Origin of the sequence: Aquimarina hainanensis (assembly GCF_042684685.1) — a bacterium.
Taxonomy (GTDB): Bacteria; Bacteroidota; Bacteroidia; order Flavobacteriales; family Flavobacteriaceae; genus Aquimarina; species Aquimarina hainanensis.
Window position 1 is genome coordinate 41,507 of record NZ_JBHULX010000003.1, and the last position, 21,826, is coordinate 63,332.

At 33.1% G+C, this 21,826-nt stretch carries 22 protein-coding genes; 8 read left to right on the forward strand and 14 right to left on the reverse strand.

Annotation, left to right across the window (positions count from 1 at the left end; all coding sequences use genetic code 11):
* Positions 1–136: 136 nt before the first annotated feature.
* From ACFSTE_RS04215 to ACFSTE_RS04240, 6 genes are all read right to left on the reverse strand, one after another.
* On the reverse strand, positions 137–988 hold the full coding sequence (locus tag ACFSTE_RS04215; RefSeq protein ID WP_176029542.1) for a GIN domain-containing protein: 852 nt from the start codon (positions 986–988) through the stop codon (positions 137–139).
* Between the two features lie 260 nt (positions 989–1,248).
* Entirely contained in the window at positions 1,249–1,689 is a 441-nt protein-coding gene (locus ACFSTE_RS04220; protein ID WP_378255909.1) for an ankyrin repeat domain-containing protein, read from the reverse strand.
* A gap of 121 nt (positions 1,690–1,810) precedes the next feature.
* The gene (locus ACFSTE_RS04225; RefSeq protein WP_378255907.1) at positions 1,811–2,530 is read right to left on the reverse strand and encodes a head GIN domain-containing protein; all 720 of its coding nucleotides are present in this window, start codon (positions 2,528–2,530) and stop codon (positions 1,811–1,813) included.
* A gap of 49 nt (positions 2,531–2,579) precedes the next feature.
* Positions 2,580–4,346, reverse strand: coding sequence for a PspC domain-containing protein (locus tag ACFSTE_RS04230; RefSeq protein ID WP_378255905.1), 1,767 nt, complete (start codon positions 4,344–4,346; stop codon positions 2,580–2,582).
* Positions 4,330–4,683 carry a PadR family transcriptional regulator gene (locus tag ACFSTE_RS04235; RefSeq protein WP_176029546.1) on the reverse strand — a complete coding sequence of 118 codons (354 nt, stop codon included), beginning with the start codon at positions 4,681–4,683 and terminating at the stop codon, positions 4,330–4,332. The genes ACFSTE_RS04230 and ACFSTE_RS04235 overlap by 17 nt, the downstream gene beginning before the upstream one ends.
* Before the next feature lie 184 nt (positions 4,684–4,867).
* Entirely contained in the window at positions 4,868–5,320 is a 453-nt protein-coding gene (locus ACFSTE_RS04240; RefSeq protein WP_176029547.1) for a DUF4870 domain-containing protein, read from the reverse strand.
* A gap of 329 nt (positions 5,321–5,649) precedes the next feature.
* On the opposite strand from ACFSTE_RS04240, the gene ACFSTE_RS04245 reads away from it, so the two are divergent.
* The 4 genes from ACFSTE_RS04245 (at position 5,650) to ACFSTE_RS04260 (ending at position 7,748) form a co-directional block, all read left to right on the forward strand.
* Positions 5,650–5,838 (forward strand): hypothetical protein, encoded by a 189-nt coding sequence (locus ACFSTE_RS04245; protein WP_176029548.1) that lies wholly within the window; start codon positions 5,650–5,652, stop codon positions 5,836–5,838.
* A gap of 220 nt (positions 5,839–6,058) precedes the next feature.
* Positions 6,059–6,517: a DUF4442 domain-containing protein gene (locus ACFSTE_RS04250; RefSeq protein ID WP_378255902.1), complete on the forward strand. Its 459-nt coding sequence runs from the start codon at positions 6,059–6,061 to the stop codon at positions 6,515–6,517.
* A 100-nt stretch (positions 6,518–6,617) separates the two neighbouring features.
* Positions 6,618–7,418 carry a TIGR00266 family protein gene (locus ACFSTE_RS04255; protein ID WP_176029550.1) on the forward strand — a complete coding sequence of 267 codons (801 nt, stop codon included), beginning with the start codon at positions 6,618–6,620 and terminating at the stop codon, positions 7,416–7,418.
* A gap of 132 nt (positions 7,419–7,550) precedes the next feature.
* Positions 7,551–7,748 carry a hypothetical protein gene (locus ACFSTE_RS04260; protein WP_176029551.1) on the forward strand — a complete coding sequence of 66 codons (198 nt, stop codon included), beginning with the start codon at positions 7,551–7,553 and terminating at the stop codon, positions 7,746–7,748.
* Positions 7,749–7,763: 15 nt separating this feature from the next.
* Here ACFSTE_RS04260 and ACFSTE_RS04265 read toward each other — a convergent pair whose 3' ends face one another.
* The 8 genes from ACFSTE_RS04265 to ACFSTE_RS04300 all read right to left on the reverse strand — a co-directional run bounded on the left by ACFSTE_RS04265 (position 7,764) and on the right by ACFSTE_RS04300 (position 15,801).
* Complete coding sequence (locus tag ACFSTE_RS04265) at positions 7,764–8,714, reverse strand: LysR substrate-binding domain-containing protein (RefSeq protein ID WP_176029552.1); 951 nt, start codon at positions 8,712–8,714, stop codon at positions 7,764–7,766.
* 214 nt (positions 8,715–8,928) lie between these two features.
* Positions 8,929–9,348, reverse strand: coding sequence for a DUF2141 domain-containing protein (locus ACFSTE_RS04270; protein WP_176029553.1), 420 nt, complete (start codon positions 9,346–9,348; stop codon positions 8,929–8,931).
* 230 nt (positions 9,349–9,578) lie between these two features.
* Positions 9,579–10,916: a DUF58 domain-containing protein gene (locus tag ACFSTE_RS04275; RefSeq protein WP_378255899.1), complete on the reverse strand. Its 1,338-nt coding sequence runs from the start codon at positions 10,914–10,916 to the stop codon at positions 9,579–9,581.
* Positions 10,916–11,956, reverse strand: a complete 1,041-nt coding sequence (locus ACFSTE_RS04280) for an AAA family ATPase (RefSeq protein ID WP_176029555.1) — start codon at positions 11,954–11,956, stop codon at positions 10,916–10,918. The genes ACFSTE_RS04275 and ACFSTE_RS04280 overlap by 1 nt, the downstream gene beginning before the upstream one ends.
* A 17-nt stretch (positions 11,957–11,973) precedes the next feature.
* A complete protein-coding gene (locus ACFSTE_RS04285; RefSeq protein WP_176029556.1) occupies positions 11,974–13,185 on the reverse strand; it encodes a DUF4350 domain-containing protein in 1,212 nt (403 codons plus the stop codon).
* A gap of 1 nt (position 13,186) precedes the next feature.
* Entirely contained in the window at positions 13,187–13,945 is a 759-nt protein-coding gene (locus ACFSTE_RS04290; RefSeq protein WP_378255897.1) for a DUF4129 domain-containing protein, read from the reverse strand.
* Between the two features lie 37 nt (positions 13,946–13,982).
* Positions 13,983–14,846, reverse strand: coding sequence for a hypothetical protein (locus ACFSTE_RS04295; protein WP_378255895.1), 864 nt, complete (start codon positions 14,844–14,846; stop codon positions 13,983–13,985).
* Positions 14,836–15,801 (reverse strand): stage II sporulation protein M, encoded by a 966-nt coding sequence (locus ACFSTE_RS04300; protein WP_176029559.1) that lies wholly within the window; start codon positions 15,799–15,801, stop codon positions 14,836–14,838. Before ACFSTE_RS04300 ends, ACFSTE_RS04295 begins: the two co-directional genes overlap by 11 nt.
* A gap of 37 nt (positions 15,802–15,838) precedes the next feature.
* Between ACFSTE_RS04300 and ACFSTE_RS04305 the strand changes: the two genes are divergently transcribed.
* The 4 genes from ACFSTE_RS04305 (at position 15,839) to ACFSTE_RS04320 (ending at position 21,818) form a co-directional block, all read left to right on the forward strand.
* Positions 15,839–16,555 (forward strand): RDD family protein, encoded by a 717-nt coding sequence (locus ACFSTE_RS04305; protein ID WP_176029560.1) that lies wholly within the window; start codon positions 15,839–15,841, stop codon positions 16,553–16,555.
* 314 nt (positions 16,556–16,869) lie between these two features.
* Positions 16,870–19,059, forward strand: coding sequence for a tetratricopeptide repeat protein (locus tag ACFSTE_RS04310; RefSeq protein ID WP_378255892.1), 2,190 nt, complete (start codon positions 16,870–16,872; stop codon positions 19,057–19,059).
* 347 nt (positions 19,060–19,406) lie between these two features.
* Positions 19,407–19,616: a hypothetical protein gene (locus ACFSTE_RS04315; protein WP_176029562.1), complete on the forward strand. Its 210-nt coding sequence runs from the start codon at positions 19,407–19,409 to the stop codon at positions 19,614–19,616.
* Positions 19,617–19,823: 207 nt separating this feature from the next.
* Positions 19,824–21,818, forward strand: coding sequence for a hypothetical protein (locus tag ACFSTE_RS04320; protein WP_378255890.1), 1,995 nt, complete (start codon positions 19,824–19,826; stop codon positions 21,816–21,818).
* Positions 21,819–21,826 lie beyond the last annotated feature (8 nt).

The following is a 21,826-nucleotide window of genomic DNA, read 5'->3' on the forward strand; positions in this document are numbered from 1 at the left end:
GCATACCCCATTATATACTACATATCTGTTCATCATAAAAACGAAAAAAGTGGCAGAGTTTTTCTGCCACTTTTAATTATTATGTCCTGTCCTGAAACAGGTCAATATCGTATTGCCCTATTTTAGAACGACTCAATTAAAACAAACCAGGACTATAGTTAAGATCTTTTTTATAGATAATTGCCTGATCGGCAAAGGTATTCATGATTACTTTTGGGCTCCCTAAAAGGTATATTTCCGCCTTATTATTAGCGTCTATTGTTATTTCTTCTGTTGAGAGAATATAGCAATCACTGGAACCTTCTGCGGATAAGGATGTTTTTTGAGAACTGAGCTTTTCCCCATAAAAATCAGTATCATTTTCTGCTCTGACAGCTAAGGTGTTAATTTCTCCTTCCAGTTTGGCACTAGCTTTTTTATATAATTCAATTTTACATTCTTCGGCATTAGTGATTCCTTTCAGTTCACTGCCATCATTCATTTGATAGGTAACTTTCGTAGCATTAGCATGAATTTCAGGGTGGGATTTACCTCCGGCAATAAGAAATAACTCTTCACATTTTACTGATAAAAATGCTTCTACATCACCATTCGTTTCTATATGTAATTTGGGGGTTTCTAATAAAGCAGCTGATTTGATTTCTACTTTATCCTGTAAGATCATTTTTTGGATTGGTTGTACATAAGATATGGTAATGTTTAGTGTTTTACTTTTCTTGATTTTTTTGTTGGATCGTATTTTTAATACGCTATCAGTTACTTTGACATCAATAACATCTTGGATATTACTGTCCGTTTCAACTCTTACCAGGTTTTCCGTACTATTTTGTAATGTTACCTTAAAGTTTTCAGAAAGTTCTATAGTGTGAAACCCTCCTACAGTTCTTCGTTCTACAGTAACGATTTTATTTCCTTTTATTTTTTCGTTTTGAGCAGATATATTTCCTATTGAGCATGCGGTTAAGAGTACAAATAGTATTTTTTTCATTAGGATATAATTTTATTCGTTATACTCAAAGATACAGTGTCTGTGAATGAAGAGCAGGATGTATCAGCTGAAAAAAAAGAAAATATCGGTGAAATGGAAAAAGCTCCTGATTAAAGGAGCTTTTTCTATTGATTGATTAGGTTTTGTTAGTAAAGTATCTCTTTTGTCTATTGTGTGTTTTGTGTAATACGTTGAAGAGAGGGGTAGATAAGCAAAATGTTTTGGACTTTTTTCTGATATGTTAATGTTGAGATCATGTTTTACAAATTACTTAGATATGCTTTGATCTCAGTCTGTTTATACTTATCAGCATAGTCTATAGCAGTAGCTCCACGAGGAGTCTGTGCGTCGATATTAGCTCCTTTAGAAATTAAGTATTTTACAATAGCTATATTTCCAGATTTTACAGCGTACATTAAGGGAGTTTTAGTTGTACAAATTCTTTCAATATTGGCTCCTTTTTCGATAAAATATTTTATAGCTGTAAGAGAGTTTGTTTTTATGCTTATAGCCAAGTAATTATATTGGCTGTTTTTTAAAGAAAAACAAGTATCTAACTCATCGGCTGTGACATGAGTATTAAGTGTTTCTGTATCTCCGTTTCTGATGGCTAACAATAACTCTTTGGAAATGTCTTGTGCAATAGAAAATTGAGAAAACAGACATAATAAACTAGTGAATAAGGTAATTTTATAATTCATTTGTACTTATCAGTATGAAAATAGCATAAACAAGTTACCTGATAAACTATATCAAATATCAGGAACTCATTTATGCATTAATTGATTGGTTTTCTTTTTTTGGTATTCTTAGGAGGTCTTTTTATCGTTTGATGACATCTCCACCAGAACTATCGTTTTTTGATACTTTCTTAGGATTACCATAATAAGCTACATTGGCACCGCTTGAAGCACTTCCGTTGAAAGCTTCTTTTACATATATTTTTATTCCAGATCCGCTACTTGCAGAAGCACTAGCTTTTTTGCTGATCAACTCTTTAGCATTTATATGGGCTCCGCTACTGGCACTGGCATCATGCGAGTTTACCTTTCCACTTAGGGTCATAGCAGCACCACTGGAGACAGAGGAATTCAAGTGATCTGAGTTAACTTTTAGATCAATACCTGCCCCACTACTAGCTTTGATGGTAAGATCTTTTTCTACAATTGTATTATCGGCTGTAATACCTGCTCCACTTGTAGCAGTAATCTTATTTAGTGCCTGATAGGATACATAAACACTTTTTTGATCAGCTTGGTAGATGTTGTTTTCTGAGGTCACATAAAGGGTGTTTCCCTCTACATATACCTTAATATACTGATGTAAGTTTTCATTTGCTTCGATAACAACTTTACGGTCATCACTATCAATTAATACGACATCCAATCCTCTTTTTGCTTTTACAGCAGTAAAGGTCTCATTAATTGTTTTTTCTTTTCGTATAATTTCTCCTTCACCTTTTACGCCATCCATAACAATGTTACAGGAAGTCATAAATAAAGATAAAAGGGCTGCGGCTAATATTTTGGCTAGTGTTGTCATAGTTCAAACATTTTTTTGTTACTGTTCGTTTTTTGATTGATGTATTAAATTATTCTTGGTCTTTTTTTAATTCGATGCCGTTTTCATCGATTTTTAGCTTTACCGGCTGATTATTGATTTCCACACCGTTTTCGTCAATTTTTAGTTTAAAATTCTCGTCATCTGTATTGAGGTTGATACGTACGGCACCTTCTTCTTTATCTTCATCTTCTTCCCATGATTGTTTTTCCTCATTCTGTTCCTCAGAACAATTGGTACAATCGAATTTTCCATTGGTTACTTTTAGGTATTTTTCTTCCTGATCATTAAGAGAAATATAGTCATCATACTCCCATGAGTTTGTATATCTGGCTGTATTATCATCGGCAAACACTGTCACTCCTTCTGGGAGGGATAAAAAGATATTAACTTGCTGATCCCTGTGTTTATTTACATAATCTGTTAATGCATACCCATTAAGTAATAAGGTGTTTCCGTCTAATTCATAATTGTATTTTATTTCCTGAGCTCTTTTTCGGGCTTCCTCATAAGAACTTCCTTCTGCTGATTTTTCTATTGATAGTCCGATAAGAGAATCATTTTCTGATGTTTTAAGAAAGATTTCAACGTCTTTAAGAACAATTACTTTATTTCCATCAGGGTCTCTTTTTACTCGGTAATCATAAGACCCTCTGAGGTATTTTAAATAGCGATTGTTTTTCACCATTTTTAGGGTTAACGTATCATTTTTAGAGACAGGAAGCAACTTTTCTTCTGATATAATTTCTGCTTCAAAAGCTTCTTGTGTAGCGTGTCTGGCTGCAATAACTCCTAGTCCTACCATTGCCAGCAACCATAATCCTAGTAATCCTAACTTGATTGGAGTTCCTATTGATTTTAAGTTGGTGATTACAATTTTGAGTCCCAGGATGAATAGGAAAAAGAAAGGGATTCCTATGACCAAAAAGGCGAGTATCGAAAGGAACCACAAGGGTACATTAGGCTGATTGCCTACTTCAAGATATTCCATCCATGGAGAATCATAAATTCCAAAAATACCTACAGCAAATAAGCTGATAAATAAGCTGATAAGTGTTATTCCAGATACCATAGCAATGAGTACTCCAAAAAACTTAAGAGCTCCTTTGAGAATTGCTAATAGAATACTCGCCAGGGTTTCAAAAAAAGTAGTCGAGCTGTTTTTGACTTTATTGCCATACTTTTCGTAATCTACGTTTTTTACTGAATCAGCGACTCCACTAAATCCTTCTTTAATTTTTTTTTCAATGTTACTGATATTGACAGCTTCTCCTTTCATCGCCAGGTGATCTGCTGTCGATTTGGCTTCGGGAACAAATATCCATAGGGCTATATAAATAAGGATAAAAGCACCACTGGAAAAAATTGTTAATAAGATCCAAGCCAATCGTAACCAAATAGGATCTACTCTAAAATAATGTCCAAGTCCTGAACTAACTCCACCTACATAAGAATTCATAGTATCTCTATATAATTGACGTGGAGAGGTTCTCTTGGTATAGGACTGCCTGGGTTCGTCATCAAATATCTCTTCATCTACTTGATAATCTTCAGGTTGCCCCATTATACTAATGATATCATCTACCTCTTTGATACTGATAACATTTCTTTCGTCTTTGATTTTTTCACTAAACAACTCCGCCATACGAGCTTCAATGTCAGCGATAATCTCGTCTCTTCCCTGTGAATTGGTAAATGAACGTTTTATAGCCTGTAGATAACGTTGTAGCTTTAAGTACGCATCCTCGTCTATGTGAAAAAATATACCTGCTAAATTTATATTAACTGTCTTGTTCATTTTTCTTGTTTTTTTGTTTGGTTACCAGTGCTACTGCATTTTGTAGTTCATCCCATGTTGTATTTAATTCTTTTAGGAATAGTTTTCCTGTTTCTGTTAATCCGTAATACTTTCTCGGAGGACCGGATGTAGATTCCTCCCATCGGTAACTTAACAGACCTGCATTTTTCAATCTGGTAAGAAGAGGGTATATAGTTCCTTCAACGACAAGCATTTTGGCATCTTTTAGCGTTTCAAGAATTTCTGCAACGTACGCATCATTATCCTTTAGGATCGAAAGTATACAGTATTCTAATACACCTTTGCGCATTTGCGCTTTTGTGTTTTCGATCTTCATAAAGCTATGGTTTTAAAAAAAGTTAAACTGTTCATTTTTTGATTGATTATTCAAACACATAATGTACCTGATGTCAATATCCTTTGGTTAAGGCAAGCTATAAAAATAAGTGATTAAGTTATTATTTATAGTATTTCTTCAGAAGTATTTGGTTTGATATTAATAGTTCATTTACTGTTACATATTATTTGATAAAATTAATAGTTAACGGATATGTATATGTTTCTCCTTTATTCGCTTTTAAGGAGGCTGTGATAATAAAAATGATTTCTAAAAAGAAGCCTATTAAAGCAAGTAGACCAATAAAAGAAACTCCTGTCAACGCCCAAAATCCTCCAGAATCTGATAAGTTAATTGATAGATCATGAAAACTAGATAAATGATCAAAAGAGATATTGTCAAAAACATTAAAGACAAAAAAAGGAAAAGAAAAAGTTCCTAATATAATAGTATACAGTAATATACTCAACTGGAAATTGATTGCCTGCTTTCCATGTCTGTCAATGAATGATGACTTTTCTTTATTCACGGTCCATAAGATGAGTGGCATGATATAATTTCCCAATGGAAAAAAATATTTCGAAAAAATACTCAAATGAATAAAAGTAGCTATGTTTTTATGATTATTTGTTGACATCGGTTTAAAGTATATAATAGTTTCTTATGCAAATATATATCTAAAAGAAGGTATTATGCAAAACATAGTACCATAAATTAACATAAAATTAACATTTGTGTTTTGGAAAAAAAAGGACAAAAAAGCCCTAGCAAGCGAGTATCTATTCTATTTTTAGAGTCTATTTTGTTTGTTTTTAAACAACTGTATTACAATATTTTAATTTGTTTTTGCAAGGTTTGGAATTTTTTAAATACTGTTTTTACGTATTTTTTAGGGCTTATGTCCGTAGGTGCAAAGGGGATGAAAATAGTACATTTATCACAGTATTAATTCTTAATTTTCAGATCATGTTAAAATGTATTTTGGGGCTTACAGGAGTACAGGTAATTGACAAAGAGGAGCAAAGAGAGATACTGGGAGCAGGTTTTTTTGGATGCAAAAGTTCGAATAAAAAATGTTGTGTAAATACACCTTCGGGAGTTCAGTTATGCGACAACGGACGATGTATCGATGGAAAGTACTGCTTATGGATTTAATTGGATTGATTGCAGTAGTTACTTTATAAAAGTATAGGGCACTTAAAACAATGAAAAGAATTTAGAAGAAACCTGGATATAGAGGTATAAAAATGACCTTGTATCTAGGTTTTTTTGTAAAAAAAAGGTTTCTTGTAAGAATTATGCATCTGGTTATTAGAACAATTAGTAATATAATTAATGCCTAAAACAATAAAGTAATAGTTAGTAAGAGAATAATATGAATAAAATGACACCAGGAAAGATCAATTTGTTTACAATGTTAAAGCTACCATCAGCATGGTTATGTGGTGTACGGGTAAAAGAAATATCGGTGGCAAGCTGCCAGGTAAGTGTACGTCACAGATGGATTAATCAGAATCCCTTTCGGTCTATGTTTTGGGCAGTTCAGGGAATGGCAGCAGAGCTAACAACAGGAGCATTGGTTATGGGGTGTATACAAAGGCAAAAACAAAAAATATCCATGTTAGTTGCCTCTAATAATGCAACTTTCTCTAAGAAGGCTACAGGAAAAATTCTTTTTAGTTGTAATGATGGACATTTGGTAGAAGAGGCAGTTCAAAAAGCGATTGAAACAGGAGAGGGACAAACAATAACAATGAAATCAATAGGAAGAGATGCTGCGGGAGATGAAGTTTCAGCCTTTGCCTTTGAATGGACAATCAAAGTAAAACAATAAAAACGACCATACTCGCTGTATTTATAAAAAGGTGTGTAACAGATCATCATATTTTAGTACTTATTAATTGAATTCATTAATCAATTAAACAATATATAATATGATAGCACATGAAATAGATTATACGATCTATGGCGAAGAAATGCAGTATGTAGAGATAGAGTTAGATCCACAGGAAGGGGTTATAGCAGAAGCAGGTAGTTTTATGATGATGGACGATGGTATAAAGATGGAGACTATTTTTGGAGATGGTTCTGAGAAAGATAAAGGGATTATGGGTAAGATCTTTGGGGCAGGAAAACGCTTGCTTACCGGAGAAAGTTTGTTCATGACAGCTTTTTATAATCAGGTTGGAGGAAAGAAAAAAGTAAGTTTTGCATCCCCTTATCCCGGAAAAATTATTCCATTAGATTTGTCGAAATATGGAGGGAAATTTATTTGTCAGAAAGATGCATTTTTATGTGCAGCGAAAGGAGTATCCGTAGGAATAGAATTTTCTCGAAAACTGGGAAGAGGTCTTTTTGGAGGAGAAGGTTTTATTATGCAAAAATTAGAAGGAGATGGAATGGCATTTGTCCATGCAGGAGGAACAACAGCAATGAAACAACTGGAACCAGGAGAGAAATTAAAGATAGATACCGGATGTATTATAGGTTTTTCTAAAGGAGTAACTTATGATATCGAATTAGTTGGAGGTATAAAGAATACTATTTTTGGTGGTGAAGGATTGTTTTTTGCTACACTAACAGGTCCAGGAGTGGTTTTTATCCAGTCATTACCCTTTAGTAGATTAGCAAATAGAGTACTGGCATTAGCCCCAAGTGCAGGAGGAAAAAGTAGAGGAGAGGGTAGTATTTTAGGGGGATTAGGAGATATTCTGGATGGGGATAATAATTTTTAATTTTGTTAAATAAGCGCTAAGATACCAGATTATTGGATTAATTTGTGTATATTAGACTAGCAATCAATAAAGATTGTAAGAAAGTTCTTACATATTTTTATCTAACTTTATAATTTAATCCCCTATTAATTTATGGCTAGAGCAATGTTTGATTACACAAAAGCTGTCCTTAAAAAAGTCAGTTTTGATGTGAATCTTTTTACAAAAGAAGTAATTAAAGCAGTAAATAGATTACTTCCTCATGAGATTGAAGAATTAAAAATATGGATTCATTCTCTCACCGCGGAGCGGCCAGAATTACAACCATGTTTAATACATTTAAAATCATAGAAAAAAAGCGACTTTTCAGTCGCTTTTTGCTTTTGAAAGAGGGCTTATAATTTGAACATTTTGAAATGTAATAGCTCCTTTAACAACTCCAGCTATAGTAGAATGTAATGCATCTATAATATGCATCTTTAATTCACTTTTATTAAAGATAAGGCTCACTTCTCTAGCAGGAGAAGGTTCATTAAAATAGTGAAGATATTCTTTTTCATTAGGATTGATGTCCAAGGTATGTAAGTAAGGTAATAATGTCATTCCTAATCCTTCATTAGATAATTTTACCAAAGTTTCAAAACTACCACTCTCTAATTGAAAATGATCTTCGTCAAAACCCTTTTGCGTCTTACATAAATTCAGAATTCCATCTCTGAAGCAATGCCCGTCTTCTAATAACAACATATCATCCACATTGAGATCGCTAATATCGATGTTTTTCTTTTGGTTGAGTCGATGATTTGAAGGGATATAGCCTACAAAAGGTTCGTAATACAGAACACGCTCTTTTATACTTTCATTTTCCAAAGGAGTAGCAGCAATGGCAGCATCGAGATGCCCATCTAATAGACGTTCTACTATGGCTTCTGTTGTCAGTTCTTCTATTTTTAGTTTTACTTTGGGATACTTTTTTATAAAATTGTTTAAGAACATAGGAAGTAAGGTGGGCATAATAGTAGGAATTACACCAATTTTAAACTCTCCTCCTATAAACCCTTTTTGTTGATCCACAATATCCTGAATACGTTCACTCTCATTAACGATATTTCGGGCTTGTTGTACTAGTTTTTTTCCTACATCTGTCAGTTCGATTGGTTTTTTACTACGATCGAAGATAAGTATATCCAGTTCTTCTTCCAGTTTCTGAATTTGCATACTTAAGGTAGGTTGGGTAACAAAAGTTTTCTCTGCAGCTTTGGTAAAATTTTGATGTTCTGCTACAGCAAGAACGTATCGTAGTTGTGTAATTGTCATAGAGTCCTAGGTTTTAAACAAAAATACAAAAAGCGATTGATTAATCTTATCGTATTTGATTAAAAAAATTGTTTTTATCTATTTTATTATTTGTTAAACAATTAGCTTATATTTTTAGTATAAATAAAAAATCAGCTATAAAACACATTTTATAGCTGATGAGGGTTCGTTTTTTGATAATGCTGATTTTTTCTCTATAACAATGATGGATTGATTACATCCGTATCTCCATAACGATATTTTCTGTGGCAACTTCAAATTTGGCATCTGCCCATACTGGAGGACCGTAACTCATGTTATTATTGGATATCCCATAATTTTCTTTTGGCATTCCATTAGCTTCGAAGTCCATTCTATTATTTCCATTGGTATCATGAAAACATGAAATGGCATAGTTTCCTTCTGGGACATTTGTAAAAGTAATCGTAGCGACTCCATTTTTTATATTACTTTTTGCTGCCTGAATGGGAGCAGCTTTCATAAAAGTGTTTTGATCGTATAAACCGTATATTACTTCTCCCTGATCCCCTGTCACATTAGGTGTGGTAACAGTAATGGTAATTCCAGAAACTTCCTGTGCTGTACTAAATAAACTCATTAAAAGAAATGTTAGGTATAATATTACTGTTTTCATCGTATATGGTTTTATTGTTTTTGATGTTCCAAATGTCAGCAAATAGAGAGGTATAAATGAAAAAAATGTGACCAATTGTCAAAAAGGAGTGATGAAATGTAATTTTATCCGAAATAACTTAGGTACAGGTACAAATGTTCTATAGAAAATGGGTGTTAATTTCGGGATAACATTTAAAATAGTTGCATCTGATTATTGAGCAGGGATTTTCAAAACAATAAAAAATAGTGTTATAAAATCCCTCTGGCTTTAATCTCCAAATACTTATTAATCGTATTAACGGTTAAGTTTTCCGGAGCAGTTAATACGGATTGAATACCGTGTTTTTGAAGTTCTTTGACCATTGTTTTTTTGTCATAAGCAAATTGCTGAGCAATAGTTTTGTCATAAATACCTTGAAGGTCGGAGGTGTTTTTATGAATTACTTGTTGTAGTTCTGTGTTTTCGAAAAAGATAACCACTAACAGGTGTTTTTTAGCAATAGATTTTAGATAAGGAAGTTGTCTTTTTAATGAAGAGATGTGCTCATAGTTTGTATAGAGTAGCAGGAGACTTCGCTGAGAGATTTGCCGTTTAATCTGCGCGTATAGCATTCCAAAATCAGCGTCAAGAAATTCCGTATCTATATTGTATAAACTATCAGAAATCGTATTCAGATATGTTTTTTTTCTTTGTGCAGGTAAAAAATTATTGATTTTATTAGAAAAACTTAGCAATCCTACCTTGTCGTGCTTTTTTAGAGCAATATTAGAAAAAGCGAATGCACTATTAATAGCATAATCTAAAAGACTTAGCCCGTTAAATGGCATTTTCATTACCCGGCTGGCATTGATAATGGAGTAAATGGGTTGTGATTTTTCGTCCTGATATTGGTTGATCATCAAGTGTCCATGTTTTGCAGTAGTTTTCCAGTTGATTGTTCGAACATCATCACCTACTACATATTCTTTTATTTGCTCAAACTCCATCGTATGTCCGATTTTCCGAATCTTTTTAAGCCCTAGTGTACTAACTCTGTTATTGATTGCCAGAAAATCATGTTTTTTCATTTGAATAAAAGAAGGGTAAACTTTTACAGCTGCTTCTTTATCAAATCGAAACCTTCTTTTGATTAAACCAATATTCGTATACGCATAGATATGTAAGTGGCCAAAGGTATATACTCCTCTTTGTACAGGTCGTATTGTATATTCAAAATTTACTACCTCCCTCGAGGCAATAGAGATCTGTTTTAAAAAATCTCTTTTTTGAAATTGGATAGGGATTTCATCTATAATTTCAGTATGAATCCGAATGGGGTAGTTATTTGTAATTTGGACAGGAATGGCGTTATAATCTCCATTTGAAAATTTATCAGGAAGTAAGCGATGTGCCTTTATTCCGTTTTTGTATTTGTATAAGGTGATACCATCAAATAAGCATGTCAGAAGTACAGCCCATACGATCATCCATATGATAGGATATATTCCTGGTAACCAATTAGAGAATAAAAAGAGGATGATGATAGCAGCCAGTAGGTAAAATACTCTCTTGGTCAGGTATAGCGATTTGATGAATTCTAAAAACACTAGCGGGGGATTTCTACAGATTGTAATATCATTTCCAGTACGTTTTCTGTCGTCATTCCTTCCATTTCCCGTTCTGGAGCAAGGATAACTCTATGTCTTAGTACAGGGAATAGTGATTTTTTTATATCTTCAGGAGTAACAAAATCTCTTCCGTTAATGGCTGCAAATGCTTTGGAAGCATTCATAATGGCAATAGAAGCTCTGGGAGAACCACCTAAATATAAGTGAGGGTGTGTACGGGTTTTGGTAACAATCTCAGCGATATACCCTATTATTTTATCTTCTATAATTACTTCCTGAGTTTTGTTTTTAAATTCCATTAATTTTTCCGGAGTAATAACAGGAGTAATCATTTCTATGGCTTTTATTGCTTTTCGTTCATGATGTGATTTCAGAATTTCGATTTCTTCTTCTATAGAAGGGTAGGCTACATTTATCTTAAAAAGAAAACGATCCAATTGTGCTTCAGGAAGGGCATAGGTTCCTTCTTGTTCTACTGGATTCTGGGTTGCTAATACCATAAAAGGAGGTTCCATCGGATATCGAATACCATCAATTGTTACCTGTTTCTCTTCCATCACCTCGAATAAAGCAGCCTGTGTTTTGGCAGGAGCTCTGTTGATCTCATCGATAAGCACCATATTAGAAAAAACAGGTCCTTTTTTAAATTCAAAATCTCCTGATTTCATGTTTAGAACAGAGGTTCCTAATACATCACTAGGCATCAAATCCGGGGTAAACTGAATCCGGTTAAAAGCAGTTTTTAGCGTTTTGGCAAATAGTTTAGCTGTTACTGTTTTTGCAATACCGGGAACTCCTTCTATTAATACATGACCATCTGCCAATAAGGAGACGATGAGTAACTCAATAAAATCTTGTTGACCAATAATTACTTTGGCTAATTCGGATTTTAATTGTGCTACTGCTTCCTGTAACTCCCCAAGCTGTATTCGATTTTCGAAATCAAGTTTTTGATGCTGTTCTGGTATAGATTGTATAGGCTCGGAGGAGGGGTTATTTATTGACTCTTCATTTTCCATATGGTAGTTTTTAGTATTTACTTAGCTTTAAAATTCGTGATTAAGCGATTTAATTCGATCAGGTCATCCGGGGTAACTACTGTTTTCTCTTTAAACCCGTTAAAGTAAGTAAATAAATTTTTAGTGTCATCTAATTCGTTATTACTTCTGGCAGCGATATCTGACAGGGTCTGCTCTGTTATGGAATCCGTAGGAATTCTCAATTGATTTCTGATGTAATCCATAAATAACAGAATTTGTTTGTTTCCTATTTCCCGATGTTTTCTTTTTTCAAAATACATCCCGCTAATTGTTCTGGTAAAAGCAATAGTTTGATTTTTTAATGGAGGAATAATAGGAATACTTCGCTGCTTGCGTTTTCCTTCAAAAATAATAAATAAAACTCCTCCTATGAGTATAAAATAATAACTCCATTTCAGGTGTTTGTTATTGAGTAGTATATATAAGGGAGAAGTGTTGAATATTTTTCCAGCTTTGTAATAATGATCCCAAAGTATTGGCTTCTGAGCATCTATGTAACTAAAGAGGTTTTGCGTATAGTGATAGTTACCATCTTTGAGCATGAAATAATTCCCGAATGCTTCGGGAAAAGTATGAAGAAAAATATTCCCTTTATAAAAAGAATGTTTTATATAATTGAATTTGGGCTGATCTATAAGTAAGCTATCTCTATATATTTGCGTTACTCCCAGAACCGTAGCATGGGTGGTATCAATTGCTGAAAAATATCGGGTGTAATTATTTCTGTCATATAGAAAAGGGGATTCCTTTTTTAGCATAGGATTCACCAAAGCAACCAGCGGATGTATTGTGACCTGATCATAAGATGTTTCCTGGTCTGTTTTTATCAGTAAGGTATCCAGCAGTTTTTTTTCGATGGTATTAGCAGAGATAAATAAGGTATTCCCTTTAGCAACCCATGCTAACAGCTGGTTCATTTCACTTTTGTCAAAATCAATATGATTATTAATAAACACATAGCTCCCTTCTTGATTAGGATTATCAGTAAGGTATTCATAAGGAGGTTGGTTAATATCTTTGAGTATAGAATCATCTAATGATGCTTTGATCAGTCGATGAGATACATAACTCCCCAGAGGAATTTTATCAATTTTAGAATAACTGGGAGACCAGTTTACAGGAATAGGCTTACTCGTCTCTACATAGATTAATAAACCGAGTATCAGTATTAGTACAACCAGTAATATGTTTGTTTTTTTATTTCTCAAATTACGATTGTATTAAGGTGGCTATATGTTTAAACTCTTTTTCTGCCCGACGATATAGTTTTTCATTCACTTCAAAACTTCCATACCAAATAAAATCATAGATTCTGGTAATGGTTTTAAACTGTTTTTTTATAAGCTTATCTGTTACCTCATTGCTATAGTCTTCATTTGTTTTCTGTGCTTCCCATTCAATAATTTCTTTAGCAGAAAGTTTTTTGAGAACCAAAAGATAGTAGTAGCGAATAGCTAAGCGGTAATTTTTATCAGATATAGCTTGATCTATCAGTTGTTGGATATCTTTATTATGGATAATATCTTCTTCCTCTGACAGTAAAACATCTGGCGAAGGTGTTTTTTCTAAAAGGATCTCTTTGGGATTAACTTTCAGGAATAACCATGCTATTAGTAACAGAATAAGAAGAATTAAGATATACGGAAGACTTTGCAGTACGTATAACCAAAAACCGGTTACACTATCAATATCAAACAACCAGTTCATCAGTTTTCTCCACCATTGAGAGATCCAGTCTTTAAAACGGGACCACCAGTTATCCGATTCTTCCTGTTCTGTATAATCAAATTCTTTTTGATCGGAAAACTCTTGAATTTTATCAGCATCGAGTGTTCTGATGGTAGGCGCTGTATTCAGATCATACTGAATTTCCCTCTTTTGCTGAATGTCATTTTCTTGTAAGGTACGAGCATTGGTCTCTACAAAGAAAGAAATACAAAGAAGAAGAAAAAGGTATATTTTCTTCAAAAGGAAATGATATAAAAAACAGCGAATCATAAAACTATTATAGAGAATCGATTTCTTCAAACGCTCCTGTAGAAAACTTCTTTTCTTTGATGTTATAATAAATAAAAGCTACAGAAATAGCCATAATGCCATATAAGACATATTGTAATGAAGATAAGGTGTTTAGTGCGATAAATACCCAGTCTTGATTAACCGAAAAATCTGCAATAGACCCTTGTTCGGAAGCTGTAAAGGTTTGCATTAATGTATAAATAACCCCAGGAAGAGAAAATATAAAACCAATAAAAGAAATAATAATGCTAATGATAAATAGAGTAGCGAAGCTCATCCACCATTCTCCCTTTATTAAGGAAAAACTATCAGAGATAGATTCGGAACTTCCTTTTTCTTCAAACACCATAATGGAAAATACTAAGTTCAGAGGAACATAGAAATAGATTCCGGGGAGTATACACATAAAAAAACCAACAGAGATAATCAACATGCTGATTAAACCAACCCCAATAAGCTTAGGTAAGGCATCTTTTATTTGTATGGTAGTATTATCAATATCTACAGTGCCTTTATTTTTGATATATTCTTTGATAAAAAACATGATAGATCCAAATAGACAAGAATAAAACACACTTAGTGTAATAAAGAGGAATGCCGCAGATACAAATAAACTTCCTGTATCAATTAAATTTCCATGCTGTAAGGCTTCTAAGTTTAAGATATCGCCGGATAGATATGTGTAGTAACCAGCAGCAATCAATAATAATATAAATGGAATTGCAGAAGTCTTTAGTAACAGAGTTAATAATGGTTTACCGTTATTTCTGATAAAAGCAAAAGTATCTGTAAGAATTTCTCCTAATTCTCTTCGTTTTTTAAATTGAATGAAGTTCGTATTATTGTTCATTGGTTGATATTTGATGTAATTGAGTAGGATATATCACATAATAAAAAAGGATAACACCTAGTGAAATAAGGATTATTAGTATTGCTAGCCAGTCAGGCATTTCTGTATGTCGGGTCACAAAACCTTCTAAAAAACCAGCTATTATAAAGAAAGGGATGGTACTGATTACAATTTTGAGTCCAGCTTTTACTCCTCTTATAAAAGAAGTAAGACGCGTATATGTTTGGGGGAATAATATTGATTTTCCAACAACCAGACCGGCACAGCCTGCTATGATAATTGCAGCTATTTCGATAGTACCATGAATCCAGATCGTTCGGGCACTTTCCCATAAAAGACCTTTGTCATAAAAAAAGTACTGAAAAGAACCGAGCATGATAAAATTGCTCATCAACATATATAAGGTACCGATTCCAAACAAAATCCCAAGAATAAAACAATTCAGGGCAACTCGTATGTTGTTAATCGTAATTCCCAGAAACATATCTGTTTCTCCCATTTTTTTATATACAGCCATAGGATCATCATTGGCAATATTATTCAGGGTCATGTTTACATACCCATCTCCGAGGATAGAGCGAACAAATGCTCCATCTGTAGCAGCAGAATAAGCCCCGATAGCGGTAAATAGGACAGCAATAAGAAAAGCGAGTAAGAGTTCTTTTCGATAGGTATAAAATTCTAAGGGGAATTCATGAAACCAAAAAGACAACAGCCTGTTCTTTTTTTCTTTTCGAGTTTTGTATATTTTTTGATGTGCAGACGAAGCAAGTCCATTTAGGTACGCAAGTGTTTGACTATTAGGGTAAAATGTTTGGGCATAGCTGAGGTGGTCCGTAATTTCAATATATAGTCCGGATAGCTCATCAGGGGAGATTTGAGCATTATTATTCAGAACGCTTTCAAATTTTAACCATTTATCTTTATTTTGCTTAATGAAAGTAGCTTCACGCATGTGAATATTAATTAGGAGGATCAAAGAAACATAATTAATGGATAATTTTCAAATAGAAACTGCCCAAAATGTAAGTATTCAGCAAAACATCGCAGGGATAGGAGAACGTATTCTGGCATATTTAATAGATTTGATGATTTTAATCGTCTACGTTTTTATCATGGCTTTTGTAGTAGGGGTGCTGAGTGATGCCGTGACCAATCAATGGGTACTTTCCTTACTATTTGGATTGCCTTTTTTCTTATACTTTTTACTTTGGGAGACATTCTGGGATGGAAAAACCCCGGGAAAGGCAGCTATGAAAATAAAAGTAGCAAAGTTAGACGGTTCCAGACCAAAGTTTTCGGATTATTTAATTCGATGGTTATTGCGCTTGGTCGATATTTCTATAAGCTCTGGAGGCGTTGCAATTTGCGTCATATTATTACGGGGAAAAGGACAACGATTAGGTGATATGGCGGCTAATACTACTGTAATTGATGAAAAAAAACGAGTATCTTTTAAAGATACCATTTTAGTGGAAGTAGCGGACGACTACCTTCCTGTTTATCCTCAGGTAACTGTTTTTGATGATGCTCAAATCAGAAAAATTAAAGCAGTTTATACAGCAGCAAAACGAGATGGAAAACACAATGTAATTTTGCAATTATCAGAAAAAGTGAGTTCCCTGATGGAGGTTAGTCCAGAAGAAAAACCGTTGCAATTCATAGATAGAGTATTATCAGATTATAACTACTATACACAGCAGCTTTAAAATTAGTAGAGAAAATTAAGTTTATAATTTTAGATGTAAATAATAGTTTTCTACTGCTATTGGTGTTAAGTGTGTTTTTGATATGGTGAATAAGAGCAGAAATTACTAGCTTTTAAGACATACCTGTTATATTGAACTGTAGAGCAAAAACGTTGTTTTCTTTTTGAAATAAATAGAACGGTCTCTAATACTATTGTATCTTTGTTTAGAGAAGTTAAGGACTTTTCCGTTTTGAATTCAGATGTTAATTTTCCTCGTTTTCAGGAAATAAAAAAGGATTCAATCACCTCTGCAAGCAACAGTAAATTCGTTTTATGAATTCTATTAAATATATTTTCATAACATTTGTTTTTTTTCTTTTCTCAGAAGACATACAAGCTCAGAATAACAAGATTGACAGTCTAAAAAATGAATTAGAAAAACATAAAACAAATGATACGATTCGAGTAAATTTATTATATGATTTAGCATCTTCGTATCTTCGAAAAGATGTGAATTCTACCAAATTATACTTGGAGAAAGCTGAAAAATTAAGTAATGCGTTAAACTATACAAAAGGAAAAGCAAAAGTAGCATACTTAAACGGAGTTGTTTTTTCCACCCGATCAAAGTTTGATCAAGCTATTAAAAGCTTTCATGAAGCCATTCTATTATATGAAATTATTAATTTAAAAGAAGGACTATCAAAATGCTATACCGGTTTAGGAATTACTGCATATTATAATCATGAGTATAGAAAATCTATAGGATATCATCAACAATCTATACAAATTAATAAAGAGATTAAAAATGAAAAAAATATTGCTGTAAGTTTAAAATACATTGCTTATGCTCATTCCGATATGAGTAATTATGATGAGGCGCTAAATTGTTTAAATAAAGCATTAGCCATTAATAGGAAATATAATAATGAGGTTGAAATTTCGAGTTGCTTAAATAATATAGGTATTTTATATCATGAAAAAGGAAACAACCCTCTTGCTTTAGAGTTTTACAATAAATCATTATTTATTGCAAAAAAAATAAAAGACACTTCAGCTATCTCAAAGGCTTTAAATAATATAGGGATTATTTATAAAATGAATCAGCAATATGAAAAAGCGATACAAAATTATAAAGAGTCTTTAAAAATAGAGGAAAAAGTAGGAAATAAACGATATATCAGTAATGCTTTAAATAACTTAGGAATAGTTTATAATAGAAAAGGTGATAGTGAAAATGCCCTCATTTTTTTAAACAAGGCTTTAGAAATAAGTAGGGAGATATTATATAAAGATCAGATTTCTACTTGTTTAAATAATATTGGTGATGTCTATTTATTTTTACTAAAAGACAACAAAAAAGCACTTAAAAGTTATACAGAAGCCAAAACGATTAATCTAGAGATTGAAGATAATTTAGGGTTATGTAATTCTTATTTGGGTATAGCCACTGTTTATGCAAATCAAAAAAAATATGATAAAGCATTATCTAATGTTTTAAAAAGTAAAGAGCTCTCTGAACAACACGATCTTTTAGATTTCAAAAAAGATGCTTACGAATTACTTTCAAATATTTATAAGAATACAGGCAATTTTAAAGAAGCATTTTTTAGCCATCAAAAATTCAAAGTGATAAGTGATAGCCTTCTAAATAAAAAGGGGATTGAGCGAATGACGGCATTAGAATATGAGTACAAATACAAAAATGAATTAGAGTCTGCAGAAAAAAGAGAATTAAGATTAACAAAAACTGTAAAAAAAACCTCTCAGGATTTAGCAAAATCACAACGTGATTTATTACTGGGTATAATTGCTTTTTTAGTTATAATATTACTTTTGGGAGCCATCATTTTCTTTTTAAAACTGAGAAATGAAAAATCCAAAACTCAACATATTGTAATCGAACAAAAACTGTTACGTTCACAAATGACTCCTCATTTTATATTTAATTCACTTTCTGTTTTGCAAGGAATGATATTAAATAAAGAAGAAAAAAAGTCAGTTTCATATTTATCCAAATTTTCAAAGTTACTTCGTATTATATTAGAAAATTCAAGAGATAAAACCGTTCTATTATCCCAAGAATTAAAAGCAGTAAGAAATTACCTGGCGCTTCAAACTTTAGAGAGTAAATCGTGTAAGTATACTGTTTTTGTAGAAGATGCCATAGATGAAACCTTATTTAGAATATCGCCCATGCTTATTCAACCCTTTGTTGAAAACGCTATAGAACATGCTTTTATTAATCAAGAAGAAGAGAAAATCATTGAGATACACTTATCATATCTGAATAATGATTTGATTTGTAAGATTTCAGATAATGGCGTTGGGATTGACTCTTTGAAGAAGAAGAAAAATCAAGAAAAGAAATCATTGTCCACTATCATAACCTCAGAGCGATTAGAGATCTTATCAAAAGACTTTAAAACGAGGGGATCGGTTGTCGTTGAAGATCGAAAAAAATATAATGAAAAAGGGACAGTAGTTACCTTAGTAATCCCTTATATTTTACAAAAAAACTAATACCTTCTTTACTATAAAATGTTTGGTATATAAAATAAAGAATATCTCAGATAAAGCATACGTAATGCAGTATTACTCATCGTTACTAAAATTGGATAGGTATAGTGTTTTTAGAGATATTGCGTTGGTAATCAGTTTTTTTTTGTTTTTGTAAAGGGGAACAAAATATGTTTTTTTCTATATAAAAAGAACTGTTTTTAAATGCATTGTTAACATAGTATAACGACTCTTTTGCGAATATTTTTTTAAGTATCACGTTTATTTATTCTAAAGCTTCAGAAATAGATTATCTATTTCTTTCTCTGCTTATACCATATACTTTTATCATCAACAATCAACAAAAGCATATGGAAAACATTAAAACAAAGTTAGGTCAAGGAGGATTATTACTGGCAGCAATGGGTATCATGTCTATTGTACTCTCCATTTTTAATTACAATATCAGAGTGCTCTCTTGGGTAGATCTGTGGGGGAATACCATCGGTTGGGTGATTAGATTTCTTCTCATACTTGTAGGAGTTGTATTGTTTATCCTTTTTGGAAGAAATGAAGAATAAACCAATGGAAGGCTATACTCCTAAATAGACACCTATATACCTGAAAGGAGTACCTCTCACTTCTCAAAAACTCTACTAACACATATAACAATAGATTGTAGTTACAACAACCCTAACATCTTGTAGAAGAAACAGCTTTCTGTTTCTCTATAAGGTAACAGGAGATCTTATCAATCTAAACTACCAAAAAATAAAAGTTAAATAAACATGAAAAGAACATTGAAATTTTCCCCTTTATTACTAATTATATTGTTACTTAATTTTAGTTGTAGCAAAGATGATGATATTCAAATAAATCTTAAAGATTTGAAAGTAACGGTCGATGAAAACCCTGCAAATGGGCAGGTTCTCGGTCAAGTTCAAACAGATAACAACAGCTCCTTGAGTTTTAGTATAACTACGCAAACACCAGCAGGAGCATTGGCTATAGAGAAAAAAACAGGAAAACTAACCGTTGCCGATGCCATCTTGTTCGATTTCGAAACAAACCCTACAATTACGGCAACTGTTTCTGCTGAGGGGGCTCAAAATACAGCAAAAATAACCATTAACTTAAATAATCTAAAAGAGTTAACTACGGAAGATTTTAGTGTTACGATAGATGAAAATCCGATAAATGGAGATACTATTGGTATAGTTCAGGCTACCAGTGATGGAACGGTAAGTTACAGCTTACTATCTCAAACACCAGAAGGAGCATTAAACATTAATACCAGTACAGGAGAATTAACAGTAGCTGATGCTACATTATTTGATTTTGAAGTGAATCCTGTAATCACGGCAATTATTTCGGTTGATAATTCTGGAAATACGCAAAATGTGACAGCCACCATCAATCTTACCGATGTAAATGAAGTAAGTCTTCAGGATTTTACAACTACCATAGATGAAAATCCAGTCAATGGGCAATCATTAGGTGTTGTTCAAGTTACCGGAGGTGAAGCATTAATTTTTAATATAACTTCTCAAACACCCAATGGAGCTTTAAGCATAAATGCGAACACAGGAGAGTTGACAGTCGTTGATGCTACTTTGTTTGATTTTGAAATTAATCCGGTAATTACAGCTACTATCTCGGTTGATAATTCAGGGAGTATGCAACACTTGACAGCCACCATCAATCTTACTAATATAAATGAAGTAAGTATTCAGGATTTTACCGCTACTATAGATGAAAACCCAGCCAATGGGCAGTCGCTTGGTATAGTGCAAGCTACTGGTGATGGAACATTAAGTTTTAGTATTACCTCTCAAACACCAGGAGGAGCATTAAGTATAAATGCTAGTACGGGAGAGTTAACCGTTGCTGATGCTACCTTGTTTGATTATGAAACAAACCCTGCGATTACGGCAACTGTCACTGTTGATAATGCTGGAAATACTGAGAGTGCAGATGTGACAATTAACCTTACTAATGTAAATGAATTAAGTATCCAGCAATTCAATACAACTATTGATGAAAACTCAACCAATGGATCTGTCCTTGGTACCGTTCAGACCAATGGTATAGGAATCTTAAGTTTTAGTATTGCTTCTCAAACACCTGCTGGGGCGTTAAGTATAAATGCCAGTACTGGAGAATTAACAATTGCCGATGCTACCTTGTTCGATTTTGAAACCAACCCTACAATTACAGCAAATATTTCTGTAAGTAATTCAGAAGGTATCGAAACAGCTATAGCTACAGTTAATCTTAATGATGTAAATGAAATTGGTGAGTTTAAATATGGAGGTGTTATTTTTTGGCTAGATCCTTCAGATATTAGTCATGGTTTGGTATGTACTGTTAGTGACTTTCCAATAATTGGGGGATGGGGTTGTCAAGGCACAAATATAGCTGGGGCTATTGGAACAGAGATAGGACAAGGTCAAGCTAATACAACTGCCATTTTAGCTGAGTGCGCTACAGCTGGTATTGCAGCAGATATTGCATCAAACAGTACCTCTGGAGGATATTCCGATTGGTTTTTACCCAGTAAAGATGCGTTACAGGAAATGCATACCCACAGAGCAACAATAAATAATACTGCAGTTTTAAATGGAGGATCAAATTTAGCTTCTGGTGTTTTTTATTGGAGTTCATCACAAAATGATAGTAATACGGCTTGGTTAATTTATTTCGACAACAATGGAGCGGCATTTTTCCTAAATAAAGGAACAGCAGGGAGCAACATAAAAATGCGAGCAGTAAGAGCTTTCTAAAACTTTTG